Below are 17,781 nucleotides of genomic sequence, written 5' to 3'. Positions count from 1 at the left end.
TTCATTGCAAGGCGCGTTCAGCTTACGGCCATTCCTTGGCGACCATGGTCAGCACGTCATACTGCGCCACGACCTCGTCCTTCTGGTTGGTCACCCGGCAATCCCACCGCACCTCGGCATGTTCGGCGTTCTCGCGCGGATTGATCTCCTTGCAGGTCAGGCGGACCTGCAGCGTGTCGCCGAAATACACCGGGATCAGGAAGCGCAGATTGTCGACGCCGTAATTGGCCAGCACCGGGCCCGGATCGGGATCGACGAACAGCCCCGCCGCGAAGGACGCGATCAGATAGCCATGCGCCACCCGGTCGTCGAAGAAGGGGTTCGCCTTGGCGGCCTCGCTGTCCATATGCGCATAGAAGGTGTCGCCGGTGAAATGGGCGAAATGCTCGACATCCTCCTGCGTCACCTCGCGGGCGGGGGTGACGATCTGGTCGCCCAGTCGCAGTTCCGACACCGGCTTGCGGAAGGGGTGCTGCCCCTGCTGCGCGTCGGCACCGTCCGACCAGATGCCGGTGACGGCGGTCAGCAGTTCGGGCGGGCCCTGGATCGCGCTGCGCTGCATGTAGTGCTTGACCGCGCGCATGCCGCCCAACTCCTCGCCACCACCCGCGCGGCCGGGGCCGCCATGGATCAGCGGGGCCAGCGGGCTGCCATGCCCGGTCGATGACTTGGCGCTCTTCCGGTTACCGATCATCACGCGGCCGTGATAGGACGCGATCCCCAGCACCAGATCATGCGCGACCTCGTTGCTGTTGGTAAAGACCGAGGCCACCAGCGAGCCCTTGCCCTGCCGCGCCAACGACACGGCCTGCTCGTTGCTCTCGTAAGGCATCAGCGTGACGACCGGGCCGAACGCTTCAACATCATGGGCGGCGGCCTGTGCGGGGTCTTCGGCCAGCATCACCACCGGGTTGACGAAGGCGCCGCGCTTGGTGTCGCCAGAGCCGACCTGCACCTCATCCGGGTCGCCCAGCACGATGCGCGCGCTGCGCTGCAATTCGGCGATGCGGTCGCGCACCTCCTCGCGCTGGTCGAGGCTGGCGAGCGGCCCCATGCGGGTCTGCTTGTCGGCCGGGTCGCCGGTGACGGTCTTGCCCAGACGTTCCGACAGCGCGGCGATGGCGGCGTCGACATGCTGCGCGGGCAGGATGGCGCGACGGATGGCGGTGCATTTCTGCCCGGCCTTGCTGGTCATCTCGCGCTGGATCTCGCGGATGAACAGGTCGAACTCTTCGCTGCCCGGCCCGGCATCGCTGCCCAGGATCGAGGCGTTCAGGCTGTCGGCCTCCATCGTGAAGCGGACCGAGTTCTCGATGATCGCGGGCGAGGTGCGCAGCCTCCGCCCGGTCTCGGCCGAGCCGGTAAAGGTCACGACGTCCTGACAGGTCACATGGTCCAGCAGATCGCCCGCCGAACCTGCGACAAGCTGCAGCGCGCCTTCGGGCAGGATGTCCATGTCGATGATGCGGCGCACCATCAGCTCGGTCAGATAGGCAGTCTGGCTGGCCGGTTTCACGATCGCGGGCATCCCGGCGATCAGGTTCGGCGCGATCTTTTCCAGCATCCCCCAGACCGGGAAGTTGAAGGCGTTGATGTGGATCGCCACCCCTTCCATCGGCGACAGGATGTGCTGTGCGGAAAAGCTGTCATCTTGCGACAGCTTCTCGACCGGGCCGTCGGGGATGACATGGACGTTCGGCAGCTCGCGCCGGGCTTTCGAGGCCATCGTCAGCAGCGTGCCGATGCCGCCCTCGATATCGACCCAGCCATCGGCGCGGGTGGCCCCGGTCCACAGGCTTTCGGCGTAGAAATCCTCCTTCATGTCCAGCAGCTTCAGGCCGATTTCCTTCAGCATCAGCGCGCGTTGATGGGTGGTCAGCGCGCGCAGCGCCGGACCGCCCTTGCTGCGCCCGTAATCGAGCGTCTCGGCATGCGCGAATCCGCTGGCGTCGATCAGGGCCACGACCTCGCCGGTCGCCGCGTTCAGCAGCGGCTTGCCGTCGCGGCTGCCGGTCCGCCATTGCCCGCAGACATAGGATTGCAACAGCCGAGGCTGGGTTTGAATGTTCATGTCCGGTCCTTTCAGGCAAGCCCCATCGGCATCAGCAGGTCGCGGACCCGCTGCGCCCAGGTCTCGCGCAGTTCTTCGTTGGGATGATGACGCAGGCCAAAGCGCGACAGCGTCTCATAGCGTTTCGAGGCCGCCTTGCCAAAGCTCGCCTCGACCCGCGGCCGCCAGTATTCGACCGATCGCGCGGCCTCGGCGCGGCCTTCGTCCGTGGTCAGGATCTCGCGCAGACCGTTCAGGCCCAGCTCGACATGGCGGGCCTCGCGCGGGGCGATGTCGCGGAACACCTCGGCCAAGGGCGTATAGCTGGAGGCTTTCAGCTCATCGAGCTGCACGATGGTCGCAAGCCCCATCAGCACGTTCATCACCACCGCGTCGCCATAGCCCTGGATCGGATAGTGGAACACCGACAGCCGCATGTCGTCGCCGTGGCGGGCGGGGGCGAGGTCGGCGTCGCGGTCCATCCGCGCGGCCCAGTCGTGGCGGCGGTCATAGCGCGCCATATCGGCGCCGAATTCGCCCATCACCGCCAGCACCTTGCCCGCATGTTCCAGCTTTTGCTGGGTGATCCGGGCCGCGGCGATGCGGTTGCGGATGCCGGGCGCGTCGTTGATCGTGTCGGCAAAGCCCGCCGCCCCCGCCAGTTCGCTGTCCACGAAGGACGCCATCAGCCGCATCAGCTCGCCCCGGTAGCGCGGCGGGACATTGGCCGGAGAGGTCAGTTTCCCGCCCTGGGCCAGATAATCGTCGATATTCATCTCGGTCATGGCTGCCCCTTATTCGTCATAGCTGACGACGATACGGTCGGTCAGCGGATAGCATTGACAGGTCAGCACATAACCCTGCGCGACCTCGTAATCCTCCAGCGCGTGGTTGACGGCCATCTCGGCCTCGCCTTCCAGCACCTTGGCGCGGCAGGTCGAGCAGACGCCGGCCTTGCAGGCGAAGGGCGCGTCCAGATCGGCGGCCAGCGCGGCCTCGAGCAGGCTTTGCCCCTGTTTCGGCATCTGGAAGGTCCGGGTCGCGCCGTCCAGCGTCACCACGGCCTCGGTGCTGACGCCGGTGTCGGCGGTGTCCTTGCTGACCGCGCGCTTGCGCGCCCGGCCCGGCTGGCCCGAGGCGAACAGCTCGAACTTGATCTGGCTGTCATCCAGCCCCGCCTTGCGCAGGCTGTCCGAGACGGTCAGCATCATGCCTTCGGGCCCGCAGATGAAGGCGGTGTCGATGCTGGCCGGGTCGATCCAGTTGTCGAACAGCGCCTGCATCTTTTCGGCGTCGATGCGGCCGGTGAACAGGTCGATCTCCTGCCCCTCGGATTTCAGTACATGGATGATCGACAGCCGGCCCAGATAGGTGTTCTTAAGGTCTTCCAGCTCTTCTCGGAACATGATCGAGCTGACGGCGCGGTTGGCATAGACCAGCGTCACCCGGCTTTTCGGCTCTCGCGCCAGCGTCGTGCGGATGATCGACAGGACCGGCGTGATCCCCGACCCGGCGGCGACGGCCAGGTATTGCCGGCTGGCCTGGGGGTCGAGGTCGGTGTGGAACCGCCCCATCGGCGGCATGGCGTGCAGCTCCATCCCCGGCGCGAGTTCCTCATTCGCCCAGGTCGAGAATGCGCCGCCGTCGACGCGCTTGATGCCCACGCGCAGCACGCCGTCATCGAGACCCGCGCAGATCGAATAGGACCGGCGCAGCTCTTCGCCGTCGAATTCGCGGCGAAAGGTCAGGTACTGGCCTTGGGTGAAGTTGAACTTCTCCGCATCCTCGGGCTGAGGCTTCAGGGTGACCACGACAGCGTCGCGGGTGTCACGGCGGATATCGGTGACTTCAAGAGGCAGGAATCGAGCCATGACGGTTCCTCTAATGGCATTTGAAATAGTCAAAGGGTTCCAGGCAGGCGTTGCAGACCCAGCTTGCCTTGCAGGGCGTCGATCCGAACTGGCTGACGCGCCGCGTCTGGTTCGACCCGCAGCGCGGGCACGGCACGGTCAGGTTGCCCTGCCCGGTCAGCGCGGTGATCCGCCCGGCGACGTCGCCATCGGGCGCGGTCCCGTCGATGGGCGGCGCGATGCCGTAGTCGCGCAGCTTGTCGCGGCCTTCCTGACTGATCCAGTCGGTCGTCCAGGGCGGCGCCAGCCGGCGTTCCAGCCGCAGCTTCTCGATCCCCTTGGCGCGCAGGTGGTTCTCGATATCGAGGTTGATCACCGCGGTGGCGGGGCAGCCCGAATAGGTGGGCGTGACGGTGACGACCAGCGTGTCGTCCTGCCACTCCACATCGCGGATGATCCCCAGATCGGTCAGCGAGATCACCGGGATTTCCGGGTCCGGCACCTCGGACAGCCAGTCCCAGATCTGCGAGACGGCGGCGCGCATCCTACCAGCTCGCGCCGGGATAGGCCCGCTGCAGGAACTGCATCTCGGCGAGGATAAAGCCCAGATGCTCGGTATGGGTGCCCTGCTTGCCGCCCTTCTGAACATAGGTGCTGTCGGGGATGGTCAGCGTCGCCTCGGTCAGGACCGAGGTCACGGTATCGTCCCAGGCCGCGCGCAGGCTGGCCGGATCGGGCGCCACGCCGGCATCGGCCATCGCCTTGTCGGTCTCGTCGCTGAGGAACATCTCGAGCGCGTAGTTCCACTGATCGTCCAGCGCATCCTGCATCCGGCGGTGGCTTTCGGTCGTGCCGTCACCCAGCGCGATCACCTGTTCCGCCGAGCGTTCCAGATGATAGCTGACCTCTTTCAACGCCTTGGCGGCAATATCTGCCACGCGCTGATCCGCGGATTTCAGCAGCCCGGTCAGCTGGTGATAATGGAAGGCGTCGAACAGGAACTGCCGCATCAGCGTCGCCGCGAAATCGCCGTTGGGGCGTTCGACCAGCAGCAGGTTGCGGAAATCCCAGGCGTCGCGCAGATAGGCCAGATCGTCGGCCGAGCGGCCCTTACCCTCGACCTCGCCGGCCAGCCCCAGCCACAGCGAGGTCTGCCCGATCAGGTCGAGCGCCATGTTGGCCAGCGCGATATCCTCCTCGAGCACCGGACCGTGGCCGCACCATTCGGAATTGCGATGGCCGAGGATCAGGGCGTTGTCGCCCATCCGCAGCAGGAACTCGAACAGCGCGTCCTGATCGGCGTCGGGCGCGGGCGCGTGGCCGCTGCCCTCATTCGCCTGCCGGGCCGCCAGACGGGCTGCGTCGGGGGTCATGACATCGGGAAGCGACGGCATCACATATGCCCCACTTCGTCGGGGATGTCGTAGAAGGTGGGGTGGCGATAGACCTTGTCATTCGCCGGCTCGAACAGCGGGCCCTTTTCCGACGGGCTGCTGGCCGAGATCTCGGACGATCTGACGACCCAGATGCTAACGCCCTCGTTGCGGCGGGTATAGACGTCGCGGGCATGCTTGATCGCCAGTTCGGCGTCAGGGGCGTGCAGACTGCCGACGTGACGGTGGTTGAGGCCGTGCTGGCCCCGGATAAACACCTCGTACAGAGGCCATTCGCTGGACATCGGATATCCTCCCCTTGCCCTGGCTGAGTTTGGAAGGGCAGCGTCGCCGCCCCCCGGTCACGCGCAGCGTTGCGGCTGCGTTATTCGGCGGCGACGCTGGTGCGGCGTGCGGCACGCTTGCGGGCATGGGCCATCATCGCCTCGCGATACCATGCGCCGTCGTCCCACGCCTTGACGCGCGCGCCCAGACGTTCCTTGTTGCAGGGACCGTTGCCCTTGATGACCTCGAAGAACTCGGACCAGTCCGGCTCGCTGAAGTCGTGGCCGCCCTTTTCCTCGTTCCATTTCAGGTTCGGGTCGGGGATGGTCAGGCCCAGATATTCGGCCTGCGGCACGGTCTGATCGACGAATTTCTGGCGCAGTTCGTCATTGGTGTTGATCTTGATCTTCCACGCCATCGACTGCGCCGAATGGACCGAGTCCTTGTCGGACGGGCCGAACATCATCAGCGCCGGATACCAGAAGCGGTTCAGCGCGTCCTGCACCATGCGCTTTTGCGCCTCGGTCCCCTGCATCATCCGGCGCAGCAGGTCATAGCCCTGACGCTGGTGAAAGCTTTCTTCCTTGCAGATGCGGATCATCGCCCGGCTATAGGGGCCATAGCTGGTGCGCTGCAGCGGCACCTGGTTCATGATCGCCGCGCCATCGACCAGCCAGCCAACCGCGCCGATATCGGCCCAGGTCAGCGTCGGATAGTTGAAGATGGACGAATACTTCATGTCCCCGGAATGCAGCTTTTCCAGCAGCTCGTCACGGCTGACGCCAAGCGTTTCGGCGGCACAATACAGATACAGCCCGTGCCCGGCCTCGTCCTGCACCTTGGCCAGCAGGATCTGCTTGCGTTCCAGGGTGGGGGCGCGGGTGATCCAGTTGCCCTCGGGCAGCTGGCCGACGATTTCGGAATGGGCGTGCTGGCCGATCTGGCGGATCAGCGTCTTGCGATAGCCTTCCGGCATCCACTCTTTCGGTTCGATCTTTTCGCCGCGGTCGATGCGGTCCTGAAAGGCCAGTTCTTCGGGCGACATCTCATCGCGCGATTTCTGGCCCTCGGATTTGACGAGCTGTGCATACATGGCAGTTCCTCCTCAGACGCGTTCGATGATGATGGCGATGCCCTGGCCGACGCCGATGCACATGGTGCAAAGGGCATAGCGCCCGCCGCTGCGCTGCAACTGATACATGGCCGTGGTGACCAGCCGCGCGCCCGACATGCCAAGCGGATGACCCAACGCGATGGCCCCGCCATTGGGGTTAACATGGGGTGCATCGTCGGGCAGTCCGAGGTCGCGAAGTGTCGCAAGCGACTGGCTGGCGAAGGCCTCGTTCAGCTCGATCACGTCCATCTGGGACAGCTCCAGCCCGGCGCGTTCCAGCACTTTGCGGGCCGCCGGGGCCGGGCCGATGCCCATGATCCGCGGCTGCACACCAGCCGCCGCCATGGCCACGATGCGAGCCTTGGGCGTCAGCCCGTTGCGCTCGGCCGCCTCGCGGCTGGCGATCAGCAGTGCACAGGCGCCGTCATTGACGCCCGAGGCGTTGCCGGCGGTCACGGTCTTGTCCGGCCCGTTGACGCCCTTCAGGCCTGACAGCTTTTCAGCCGTGGTGCCGGGGCGCGGATGTTCGTCGGTGTCGACGACGATCGGATCGCTCTTGCGCTGCGGGATGGTGACGGGGGTGATTTCGTCGCGGAACAGTCCGGCCTGTTCGGCGGCGGCCCAGCGCGCCTGGCTGCGGGCGGCGAATTCGTCCTGATCCTCGCGGCTGACGGCATAATCCTCGGCCACGTTGTCGGCGGTCTGGGGCATCGAATCGACGCCGTATTCGGATTTCATCCGGGGATTGACGAAGCGCCAGCCGATGGTGGTGTCATAGACCGCGTTGCTGCGGCTGAAGGCGGTGTCGGCCTTGGGCATGACGAAGGGGGCGCGCGACATGCTCTCGACCCCGCCGGCGATGACCATGTCGCAATCGCCGGACCTGATCGCGCGTGCGGCCATGCCGACCGCATCCATGCCAGAGCCGCAAAGCCGGTTGACGGTGGTGCCCGGGACATCGACCGGCATCCCGGCCAGCAGGGCGGCCATGCGCGCCACGTTGCGGTTATCCTCGCCCGCCTGGTTGGCGCAGCCATAGATCAGATCGTCGACACTGGACCAATCCACATCCGGGTTCCGCGCCATCAGCGCCGCCAGCGGCACCGCGGCCAGATCGTCGGCCCGAACGCTCGACAGCGCGCCGCCATAGCGTCCGATGGGGGTGCGGATTGCGTCACAGATGAATGCCTCGGCCATGCTCTCTCCCTTCATGGCGCCGATCAGTTTCAGAATTACTGACCGACCGTTCGGTTATTTATACGCGACTCGCCGCACCGGGCAAGAAAAATCTGCAAGCGCCCTGTCGCGCCATCACCAATGCGGCGGTTTCTGGTCGCCCAGCGGGATGGTGCTGCCCTCGGCCACCTCGCGTTCGGCCTCGCGTTCCAGCAGCATCCCGACCCGCGCGCGCATCCGCGCAAGCTCCGATTCCTGCCGCGCCACGACGTCGGACAGATCCTCGACCACCCGCGTCAGATGCGCGATCGCCTCTTCCAGAGGCTGCAACTTGTTCATTCCATCCATCTCCGCTAAGTCGCCTGCAACGATCAGGGACAGCTTCCATGCCGCAGGACAAGAAGAAAACGCCCCGCCCCCGGGCCGAGACGCCCAAGGGCTTCCGCGATTATTTTGGCGCCGACGTGACCGAACGCAAGGCGATGCTGGACCGCATCGCGGCGATCTATCACCTGCACGGGTTCGAGCCGCTGGAAACCTCGGCCATCGAATCCGTCGAGGCGCTTGGCAAGTTCCTGCCCGATGTGGACCGTCCCAATGCCGGCGTCTTCGCCTGGCAAGAGGAAGACGTCCCCGGCGGCGGGCGCGGCGACTGGCTGGCGCTGCGCTATGACCTGACCGCGCCGCTTGCGCGGGTCGCAGCGCAGTTCCGCAACGACCTGCCCAGCCCCTATCGCCGCTATGCGATGGGGCCGGTCTGGCGCAACGAAAAGCCCGGCCCCGGCCGCTTCCGGCAGTTCTATCAATGCGATGCCGATACCGTCGGCAGCGCCTCGGTCGCCGCCGATGCCGAGCTTTGCGCGATGCTGGCCGATGCGCTCGAGGCGGTGGGGATCGCGCGCGGCGACTACATCGTGCGGATCAACAATCGCAAGGTGCTGAACGGCGTGCTCGAAGCCGCGAATATCCGGCCCGATCAGGCCGACGACGTGCTGCGCCAGATCGACAAGCTCGACAAGGTCGGCGCGGATGGCGTGCGGCAATTGCTGACCGTGGGCCGCAAGGATGACAGCGGTGCGATGATCGAGGGCGTCGGTCTGGATGACACGCAGACCCAGCCGCTGCTGGCGTTCATGACCTCGAAAGGCGCCGATAACGCGGAAACGCTGGCCAATCTGCGCGCGGCGGTCGGCGCGTCCAAGATCGGCGCGGAAGGCGTGGACGAGCTGGCGCAGATCGCGGACATGCTCTCGGCGCTTGGCGTGGGCGAGGATCGGGCGGTGATCGACCCTTCGGTCGTGCGCGGCCTTGGCTATTATACCGGCCCGGTGTTCGAGGCCGAACTGACCTTCGAGATCCTCGACGACAAGGGCCGCAAGCGGCAGTTCGGCAGCGTCGCCGGGGGCGGGCGCTATGACGGTCTGGTCGAGCGTTTCACCGGCCAGAAGGTGCCAGCAACCGGCGTCAGCATCGGCGTCGACCGTCTGCTGGCCGCGCTGCGCGCCAAGGGGCTCAGCGGCAGCGACACGCGCGGGCCGGTGGTGGTCACGGTCATGGATCGCGAGCGCATGGCCGATTATCACGCCATGGCGGCCGAGCTGCGCGACACCGGCATCCGGGCCGAGGTCTATCTGGGCAACCCCAAGAACTTCGGCAACCAGTTGAAATACGCCGACAAGCGCAACGCCCCGGTGGCGGTCATCCAGGGCGGGGACGAGGCCGCGCGCGGCGTGGTCCAGATCAAGGACCTGATCCTCGGCGCACGCCTCGCGGCCGAGGTCAGCCACGAGGAATGGAAATCCCAGCCCGCCCAGACCGAGGCCCCGCGCGAGGATCTGGTCGCCGCCGTCCGCGAGATGCTGGCGCGATGGTAAGCAAATCCGACCGGCAGGCCGTCGGTCAGCGCCTGCTGGCCGAGTTCCGTGCCGCAGGCGCGGTCGAGGTCGCGCCCGACATCCTGCTCGACGCGGGCACGCTGCTGGATCTGTATGGCGAGGACATGCGCGCGCGCGCCTATGTCACAACCGACCCGGTCCGGGGCGAGATGGTGCTGCGGCCCGACTTCACCGTGCCCGTGGTGCGGATGCACATGGCCGGCGGGGCGGAACCCGCGCGTTACTGCTATCTGGGCGAGATCTTCCGAAAGCAGGATCAGGGCGACACTCGCCCCGCGCACCCGCGCGAAAACGAGTATCTGCAGGCGGGTTTCGAGGTCTTTGCCGACGATCCCGACGCCGACGCGGCGCTGTTTGCGCTGTTCCACCGCCTGCTGGCCCCGCACAGTCCGGTCGCGGTGATGGGCGACATGGACATCCTGCTGGACGCCGTGGGCGCCCTGCCCCTGTCCGATGCCCGCCGCGCCGCGTTGCTGCATCACGTCTGGCGGCCGCGGCGGTTTTCGCGGCTGCTGCAGCGCTTCTCGACGCAGGTGACGCCGCGCGACTTTCCCGCCAGCGACGCGCCCTGGACCGGCCTGCGCACCGGCCCGCAGATGGAGGCGCGGATCGCGCTGCTGAACGCCGAGGCGCAGGAAACGCCCCTGCCCGCCGAGTGGACCAAGCGCCTCGACCGCCTGTTCGCCGTCGCCGCCCCGCCCCCGAGGCGCTGCGCGAGCTACGCGACATCGCCGCCGAGATGCCCGCCATCGATGCAGCGGTGACGCGGCTTGCCGACCGGCTGGACCGGATCGCGACGCGCGGCATCGATCCGGCGCAGATCCGCTTTGACGCCAGCCACGGCCGCGCGACGATGGAATATTACGACGGCATGACCTTCAGCTTTGCCGCGCCGGGAAAGCCTGACTGGCCGCCCATCGCCTCGGGCGGGCGCTATGACGCGCTGACTGCGCAGCTGGGGGCGTCCCTGGGCACGGGTCGCGCCATCCCCGCCGTCGGCGGCATCATCCGCCCGGGCCTGATCGCGGAACTGGAGGCAATGTGCTGAAACTGGGCGTGCCGTCCAAGGGGCGGCTGATGGACGACACCTTCCGCTGGTTCGGCAAGCGCGGCATCACCCTGTCGCGCAGCGGGTCCGAACGCGAATATGCCGGCCGGGTCGAGGGCGCGGATCTGTCGCTGGTGCTGCTGTCGGCGGGCGAAATCCCGCGCGAACTGGCCTCGGGCCGGATCGATCTGGGCGTCACCGGATCGGATCTGGTGCGCGAAAAGCTGGCCGGCTGGCGGTCGGACGTGCAGGCGCTGATGCCGATGGGCTTTGGCCATGCCGATCTGGTGCTGGCGGTGCCGGCCTGCTGGCGCGACTGCGAGACGCTGGACGATCTGGCGGCGATCACCCGGCAATTCCGTGCCGATCACGGCTTTCGGCTGCGGATCGCGACGAAATATCACCGGCTGGTGCGGGCCTTCCTGTCGGAACAGGAAATCGCGGACTATCAGCTTGTCGACAGCCAGGGCGCGACCGAGGGCACCGTCGCCAACCTGACCGCCGAGGCGATTGCCGACATCACCAGCAGCGGCGAAACCCTGCGCGCCAACCACCTGAAGATCCTGCCCGACGCGCTGATCCATGCCAGCCAAGCGACGCTGTTCGCCTCGAACAAGGCGGATCAGGACGCCGTCGCGGCCCTGTCGGCGCGGCTGGCAGCCGAGGGGTAGCCCCCGGCAGGCGGGGCCAAGCCCCGCCGCCGCGCATTCAGAACGCCGCGTCGAACACCGGCTGATAGATCGCCTGCAAACGCGCCACCGCTTCGGAGGGCGACATCTCTTGAGATTCACCCGTGCGGCGGCAGGTCAGTTCCACCGTGTTGGTCTTCAGCCCGCGCGGGCCGACCGTGATGCGCCAGGGCAGCCCGATCAGGTCCATGGTGGCGAATTTCGCCCCCGCCCGTTCGTCGCGGTCGTCATACAGCACATCCAGCCCATTCGCCGTCAGGTCGCGATACAGCGCCTCGCACGCCGAGTCGACCGACGGATCGCCCTGTTTCAGGTTCACGATCCCGGCGTGGAAGGGGGTCACGCCCTCGGGCCAGATGATGCCGCGCTCGTCATGGCTGGCCTCGATGATGGCGCCCAGCAGGCGGCTGACGCCGATGCCGTGGCTGCCCATGTGCACCGGCACCCGCGCGCCGTCGGGGCCGACGACCGTGGCGCCCATCGGTTCGGAATATTTGGTGCCGAAATAGAAGATCTGCCCGACCTCGATCCCGCGGGCGCTGCGGCGGCGCTCTTCGGGGATCTGGTTGAAGACGGATTCGTCATGGGTCTCGTCGGTGCGGGCATAGCGGCTGGTGAATTCGTCCAGCACCGCCTGACATTCCTCGACGCTGTCATAGTCGATCTGCCGGTCGCCAAAGCGCAGATCGGCGATCTGGCTGTCATAGAAGACCTCGGATTCGCCGGTCTCGGCCAGCACCAGAAACTCGTGCGTGTCGTCGCCGCCGATGGGACCGCTATCGGCGCGCATCGGGATCGCCTGCAGGCCCATGCGTTCATAGGTGCGCAGATAGCTGACCAGATGCCGGTTATAGGCGTGCAGCGCGGCTTCCTTGGTCAGGTCGAAGTTATAGCCGTCCTTCATCAGGAACTCGCGCCCGCGCATGACGCCGAAGCGCGGCCGGATCTCGTCGCGGAACTTCCACTGGATGTGGTAGAGCGTCAGCGGCAGATCCTTGTAGCTGTTGATATGGCTGCGGAAGATGTCGGTGATCATCTCCTCGTTGGTGGGACCGTATAGCAGGTCGCGCTTGTGGCGGTCGGTGACGCGCAGCATCTCTTCGCCGTAATCGTCGTAACGCCCGCTTTCGCGCCACAGATCGGCCGATTGCAGCGTCGGCATCAGCAGCGGAATATGGCCCGCGCGCTGCTGTTCCTCGTGCACGATCTGCTCGACCTGGCGCAGCACCTTGTAGCCAAGCGGCAGCCAGGAATAGATCCCCGCCGCCTGCTGCTTGATCATCCCCGCACGCAGCATCAGCCGGTGACTGACGATCTGCGCCTCTTTCGGGTCTTCCTTGAGAACGGGCAGGAAATATCGGGTCAGACGCATGGTGGGCCTTTGTTGAAACAGCCTGCCCCGGTTAGCGCAAGCCCCGGCTGTCGGCAAGGCCGCGCTTGGCGGCGGGATTGGCGGTTGACACCAGCCCTGCGCGGTCTATAAGCGCCGCTTCATTGGTGTTGGTGGACCCCGCAAGGGGAACCCTGTCAGGCGTATGCCAGAGGACAACGCCCTTTTGAAACACACAAAAGGAGATCAGCCGTGACCAAACGCACGTCTGCCAAGTACAAGATCGACCGCCGCATGGGCGAAAACATCTGGGGCCGCGCGAAATCGCCGGTCAACCGTCGCGAATATGGCCCCGGCCAGCACGGTCAGCGCCGCAAGCAGAAGCTGTCGGACTTCGGCACCCAGCTGCGCGCCAAGCAGAAGCTCAAGGGCTATTACGGTGACCTGACCGAAAAGCAGTTCCGCCGCATCTATGGCGAGGCCGAGCGTGTGCGCGGCGATACCGGCGAGAACCTGATCGGCCTGCTCGAGCGTCGTCTGGACGCCGTCGTCTATCGCGCGAAATTCGTGCCCACGATCTTTGCCGCCCGTCAATTCGTGAACCACGGCCATATCGAGGTGAACGGCAAGCGCGTCAACATCGCGTCCTATCGCGTCAAGGAAGGCGACGTCGTCTCGATCCGCGAGCGTTCGCGTCAGCTGGCCATCGTGATGGAAGCCGTGGCGCTGGCCGAGCGTGACGTGCCGGACTATCTCGAAGTCGACCACAACAAGATGACCGCGACCTTCGTGCGCACCCCGATGCTGGGCGACGTGCCCTATGCCGTCGTGATGGAGCCGAACCTGGTCGTCGAATACTACGCCAAGAACTGATCCGCTTCGCGGAGGTTCTGTGCGCTCGGGAAGATGGGCCGTCCTTCGGGGCGGCCCTTTTTCTTTGGGGGCGCGGGTATGCCGCGTTAGCTGGTCCGGGGGCGGCTGCGTCGGAGCCTTCGGCAGGTCCGGGCAGTGATAACTTGCGGCGGGACGTTGTGTCGGAGGTGGCACTGGTGGCGGGTCTGGCGGTGCTGCGGTCAAGTGCTTACACGGGCACCCGCCGAGTTGCGACTCGCTTGGAATTTGGGCGCGACTGACACCACCGAACCCTCAATATCTCGTTTTCCTCGGCGCTGACGGTGATAGGGTTCGCCCATGCTCGACCCCAACGAAACCCCGACCTCTCTTCATGCAGCCGTCGCGCGGGTGCTGCGGGCATATCGGCGGCTTCTGCGACGGCATTGGCAGGCGCCGGCTGAACTCGGGCGGGTCAGCACTTGGCTACAGTCCATTGGGATGGCAGCCCTTTTTCTGCTGATCGGGTACCTCATCCTCGGCTGACGGATTGATGCGACGCGCGGCACGGCAAGCCGACTCTCGTCAAATGGAAATGCCCGCAGCGTCAGGGACGCGGCGGGCAGAGGGTCGTTTTCATTCGGCGTTGGCCAGAGGCTTAGCCCGAGACCCTATTTCTTGTCCTTCAGCGCCGCGAGGACGGCAAAGGGGTTGTCGGGGTCGATCGGTTTTTCGCTGCGCGGGGGGCGGGCGGTGAAGCTTTTCGGCTTCTGGTCGCGCTCGTTGCGGTCGAACTTGCCCCGGCCGGGCTTGCCGCCACGCGCGTCGCCCTTGTCGCCGCGCTCGCTACGCTGCGGCTTGCCACCGGGTTTGCCGCCCGGCTTGCCCTCTGCCCGCGCGCCCTCGGGCTTCGGTCCGCGCCCGCGCGGGGCTGTGGCCGCAGGCGCATCGTCCCGCCGCCCCTGCCGCCGAGCGTTCTGCGCCGGCCGCTGCCCCCGCGGACGGGGTTGCCAGCGGAAGGTATAGAAGGTCTCGGTCTCTGCCGCTTGCGCGGCGTCAGCGTCGGGAGTGTCGGCAGAAGATCGGCCAGCCTCGGCCGTGTCGTCGGCGGATTTGCCAGCGTCTGCGGCGTCGGTTTTGGGTTCACCACCTTCGGCAGCGCCCGCATTGCGACCTTCGTCGGCTTCGCCTTCCGCTCGGGCAGCGTCAGCAGGCTCCGCCGTTTCAGCCTTACCCTTGTCAGCCGAAGCGGCGTCAGAGGTCGGCGTATCTGCCGCGACCCGCTCGGCCGGTGCAGCTTCGCCCGAGGCCGCGCCGGCAGCATCGCCAGCGGGCGCCTCGGCGGGCGCAGCGTCATCGCTAAGTGCCTGGCTCACAGCAGCGTCAGGCTTAACCGCCTCTCGCGGAGCAGCAGCTTCAACAGTCCCGCCCGTGGCAGGATCGCCCTCGACAGTATCGCCCTCGTCGGCCTTGCCCGCAGCCGCGTTGCTGGAAGCCGCTTCACCCGCCGCGCCAGCCTGCCCACCCTCGGGCGCCACCGCCTGCGAATCGCCTGCCTCGCGCCCCTGCGCCTGATCCGCCCCTTCAGCGGATTTCGCTTCCGCCTCTGCCGCGGCCTGTTTGCGGGCGGCCTGTTCGGCCTCCCATCGGGCGCGGGTTTCGGTGGCGAGGACGGATTCCTCCTCGGTCAACGGATGCTCGGAATCGGCAGCCGGTTCGGCGGCGGGCGCGGGTTCGGCCGCTTCCGTCGCCTCGGCGCGGGCCTTGGGGCGCTCGCCCTTTTCGGCGGCATAGCCCAGACCTTCCATCAGCCCGGCGAATTGTTCCAGCGTCATGCCGGTGATCGACAGCATGTCGGCGGTGGCCTCGAAGCCGCCGCGCGTGTCCTGCGTGCGCAGCATGTCGGCCAGACGCTCCAGCATGTCGATGCGGATGGCGCGGTCGCCGGCGGGGCGATAGCCCGACAGCGTGTAGACGCGCAGCGGCACGTCGCGGATGTTGGGGATGGTGACCAGCCCCGGCGGCGGGCTTTCGGGCAGCTCGGCCATGTCGTCCCACAGCCCCGACAGCAGCAGGCGCAGCCGGGTCGGCGCGGGTTTCAACAGCGCGGGCAGGAAGATGGTGAACTGACCAAAGCGGACGCCGTGCTTGCGCAGCAGGCCGCGCGCCTCCTGGTCCAGATCCTTGACCTCGGCGGCGACGTCCTCGCGCCGGATCAGGCCAAGCTGCTCGACCAGACGGAAGGCGAAACCGCGCGCCAGCCCGGTCAGACCCTCGTCGCGCTGCATCGCCAGCAGCGGCTCGAACAGCGTCGCCAGCTTGCGGTCGATGAAATGCTGCAGCCTGCGCCGGACCTTTTCGGCGATCTCGGGACCGGCCTCGTCATCGACGAAGACCTCGATCCCCGGCTTCATCGGCTCGCTGCCCTTGGCCAGCTTGCCGATGGCGGCGGTCCCCCACATCAGCCCGCCCTGCTCGGTGAAGTCGAGCTCGGTGTCAGGGGCGTTATAGAAGCGATCCGCGCGCAGATGGAATTCCGGGCGCAGCGCCTCGTATGCGGCGCGGTTCAGCATCTTTGCCTCTTCCGCGTTCTGGGTCGTGTCGGCACGGAACCGGAACCCTTCGAGCCGGCCGGCGAATTCGCCCTCGACGCTGACTTCACCCTTGTCGTTCACCTCGGCCACGAGGGTCTCCTTCTGCTTGAGCCGGCGCATCAATACCGAAGTGCGCCGGTCCACAAATCGTTGCGTCAGCGCGACGTGAAGCGCATCTGACAGGCGGTCTTCTACAGTGCGCGTCGCGTCGCGCCAATATGATTCATCCGCGACCCAGCCGGTTCGCTGCGCGACATAGGTCCAGGTGCGGATGAAGGCGAGGCGTTTCGACAGCGTGTCGATGTCGCCCTGGGTGCGGTCGATGCGCTCGATGGCGCGGGCCAGCCACTCGGCCGGGATCGGGCCGTCCTGCAGGAAGGTGAAGATCCGCAGCAGCAGGCTGGTGTGTTCAGCGGGCGAGATGCTGCGGAAATCGGGGATGCGGCACACATCCCACAGCAGCCGCACATCGGGGCCTTGGGTCACGCGGTCGATGATCTCGGGCATCTCGCGCAGGGTCTTCAGCGCGGCCAGATCGTCGGCCTCGCGCCCGCGGGTCAGCCATTCGCTGTCGGGCGCGGTCTCGAGGCTGGCGATCAGCCGGTCCATGGTGCCGAATTCCAGCCTGCGGTTGCGCCAGTTGAGCCGGCTGATCGGCGCGAAGCGGTGGTTTTCGATGGCGTCGATCAGGCCGGGGTCGAGCGGTGTGGCCTCGCCCGTCACGCCGAAGGTGCCGGGTTCGGTGTGGCGTCCGGCGCGGCCGGCGATCTGGCCCATCTCGTGGGGGAACAGCGGCCGCATGCGGCGACCGTCGAACTTGACGGTGGAAAAGAAACCGACATGGCGGATGTCGAGGTTCAGGCCCATGCCGATGGCGTCGGTGGCGACCAGGTGATCGACCTCGCCCGACTGATACATCGCCACCTGCGCGTTCCGCGTGCGCGGCGACAGCGCGCCCATGACCACCGCCGCCCCGCCTTTCTGACGGCGCAGAAGCTCGGCAATGGCATAGACGTCATCGACCGAAAACCCGACAATGGCCGAGCGCGGCGGCATCCGGCTGATCTTCTTCGACCCGGTCCAGGTCAGCGTCGAGAAGCGCTCGCGCCGCATGAACTGCACGCCGGGCACCAGCGCCGCGATGGCCGGGCGCATGGTGTCAGCGCCCAGAAGCAGCGTCTCGTGCAGGCCGCGGGCATGCAGCAGCCGGTCGGTGAAGACATGCCCGCGCTGCGGATCGGCGCAAAGCTGCACCTCGTCCACGGCGACGAAATCCGCGCCGATCTCGGGCATGGCCTCGGTGGTGGCGACCCAGTATTGCGCGCGCGGCGGCACGATGCGTTCCTCGCCCGTGACCAGCGCCACGACAGACGTCCCGCGCGCCTTGACGATGCGGTCATAGACCTCGCGCGCCAGCAGCCGCAGCGGCAGGCCGATGACCCCGCTGCGGTGGGCCAGCATCCGGTCGATGGCATAATGCGTCTTGCCGGTATTGGTCGGGCCGAGAACGGCCGTGATACGTGACATCGCTGCCCCTTTTCTGGCG

The 17,781-nt window shown here is 66.8% G+C and carries 15 protein-coding genes and 1 pseudogene; 5 read left to right on the top strand and 11 right to left on the bottom strand.

Annotated elements, in window-relative coordinates:
- Positions 1-22: 22 nt before the first annotated feature.
- The 9 genes from paaZ to CYR75_RS04940 form a co-directional block, all read right to left on the bottom strand.
- Positions 23-2,071, bottom strand: coding sequence for a phenylacetic acid degradation bifunctional protein PaaZ (gene paaZ, locus CYR75_RS04980; protein WP_101499074.1), 2,049 nt, complete (start codon positions 2,069-2,071; stop codon positions 23-25).
- Between the two features lie 11 nt (positions 2,072-2,082).
- Positions 2,083-2,835 (bottom strand): Phenylacetic acid catabolic protein, encoded by a 753-nt coding sequence (locus tag CYR75_RS04975; protein WP_101499073.1) that lies wholly within the window; start codon positions 2,833-2,835, stop codon positions 2,083-2,085.
- 9 nt (positions 2,836-2,844) lie between these two features.
- Positions 2,845-3,921, bottom strand: a complete 1,077-nt coding sequence (gene paaE, locus CYR75_RS04970) for a 1,2-phenylacetyl-CoA epoxidase subunit PaaE (RefSeq protein WP_101499072.1) — start codon at positions 3,919-3,921, stop codon at positions 2,845-2,847.
- 10 nt (positions 3,922-3,931) lie between these two features.
- Positions 3,932-4,444, bottom strand: a complete 513-nt coding sequence (gene paaD / locus CYR75_RS04965) for a 1,2-phenylacetyl-CoA epoxidase subunit PaaD (RefSeq protein WP_101499071.1) — start codon at positions 4,442-4,444, stop codon at positions 3,932-3,934.
- Position 4,445: 1 nt separating this feature from the next.
- Positions 4,446-5,294 carry a 1,2-phenylacetyl-CoA epoxidase subunit PaaC gene (gene paaC / locus CYR75_RS04960; RefSeq protein WP_101499070.1) on the bottom strand — a complete coding sequence of 283 codons (849 nt, stop codon included), beginning with the start codon at positions 5,292-5,294 and terminating at the stop codon, positions 4,446-4,448.
- Positions 5,294-5,578 carry a 1,2-phenylacetyl-CoA epoxidase subunit PaaB gene (gene paaB, locus CYR75_RS04955; protein WP_101499069.1) on the bottom strand — a complete coding sequence of 95 codons (285 nt, stop codon included), beginning with the start codon at positions 5,576-5,578 and terminating at the stop codon, positions 5,294-5,296. Before paaB ends, paaC begins: the two co-directional genes overlap by 1 nt.
- Positions 5,579-5,658: 80 nt before the next feature.
- Positions 5,659-6,651, bottom strand: a complete 993-nt coding sequence (gene paaA, locus CYR75_RS04950) for a 1,2-phenylacetyl-CoA epoxidase subunit PaaA (RefSeq protein ID WP_101499068.1) — start codon at positions 6,649-6,651, stop codon at positions 5,659-5,661.
- A gap of 12 nt (positions 6,652-6,663) precedes the next feature.
- The gene (gene pcaF, locus CYR75_RS04945) at positions 6,664-7,869 is read right to left on the bottom strand and encodes a 3-oxoadipyl-CoA thiolase (RefSeq protein WP_101499067.1); all 1,206 of its coding nucleotides are present in this window, start codon (positions 7,867-7,869) and stop codon (positions 6,664-6,666) included.
- Between the two features lie 114 nt (positions 7,870-7,983).
- Positions 7,984-8,187 carry a SlyX family protein gene (locus CYR75_RS04940; protein ID WP_101499066.1) on the bottom strand — a complete coding sequence of 68 codons (204 nt, stop codon included), beginning with the start codon at positions 8,185-8,187 and terminating at the stop codon, positions 7,984-7,986.
- 47 nt (positions 8,188-8,234) lie between these two features.
- Between CYR75_RS04940 and hisS the strand changes: the two genes are divergently transcribed.
- The 3 genes and pseudogenes from hisS (at position 8,235) to hisG (ending at position 11,462) form a co-directional block, all read left to right on the top strand.
- The gene (gene hisS, locus CYR75_RS04935; protein WP_101499065.1) at positions 8,235-9,722 is read left to right on the top strand and encodes a histidine--tRNA ligase; all 1,488 of its coding nucleotides are present in this window, start codon (positions 8,235-8,237) and stop codon (positions 9,720-9,722) included.
- A pseudogene (locus tag CYR75_RS04930) lies at positions 9,716-10,791 on the top strand (ATP phosphoribosyltransferase regulatory subunit). Before hisS ends, CYR75_RS04930 begins: the two are co-directional and overlap by 7 nt.
- Positions 10,792-10,820: 29 nt before the next feature.
- Entirely contained in the window at positions 10,821-11,462 is a 642-nt protein-coding gene (gene hisG / locus CYR75_RS04925) for an ATP phosphoribosyltransferase (RefSeq protein WP_101500879.1), read from the top strand.
- 37 nt (positions 11,463-11,499) lie between these two features.
- Here the strand turns inward: hisG and proS are convergent, their stop codons facing one another.
- A complete protein-coding gene (gene proS, locus CYR75_RS04920) occupies positions 11,500-12,852 on the bottom strand; it encodes a proline--tRNA ligase (RefSeq protein WP_101499064.1) in 1,353 nt (450 codons plus the stop codon).
- Positions 12,853-13,062: 210 nt separating this feature from the next.
- Between proS and rpsD the strand changes: the two genes are divergently transcribed.
- Both rpsD and CYR75_RS15980 read left to right on the top strand, forming a co-directional pair.
- On the top strand, positions 13,063-13,683 hold the full coding sequence (gene rpsD, locus CYR75_RS04915) for a 30S ribosomal protein S4 (protein WP_101499063.1): 621 nt from the start codon (positions 13,063-13,065) through the stop codon (positions 13,681-13,683).
- A gap of 318 nt (positions 13,684-14,001) precedes the next feature.
- Positions 14,002-14,187, top strand: a complete 186-nt coding sequence (locus CYR75_RS15980) for a hypothetical protein (protein ID WP_158644577.1) — start codon at positions 14,002-14,004, stop codon at positions 14,185-14,187.
- A gap of 125 nt (positions 14,188-14,312) precedes the next feature.
- Here the strand turns inward: CYR75_RS15980 and CYR75_RS04910 are convergent, their stop codons facing one another.
- Complete coding sequence (locus tag CYR75_RS04910; RefSeq protein ID WP_225972844.1) at positions 14,313-17,762, bottom strand: helicase-related protein; 3,450 nt, start codon at positions 17,760-17,762, stop codon at positions 14,313-14,315.
- Positions 17,763-17,781 lie beyond the last annotated feature (19 nt).

It is taken from the genome of Paracoccus jeotgali, from assembly GCF_002865605.1.
GTDB classification, from domain to species: domain Bacteria; phylum Pseudomonadota; class Alphaproteobacteria; order Rhodobacterales; family Rhodobacteraceae; genus Paracoccus; species Paracoccus jeotgali.
Note: the sequence above shows the minus strand (reverse complement) of the source record. Positions and strands in the feature narration are given on the sequence as shown.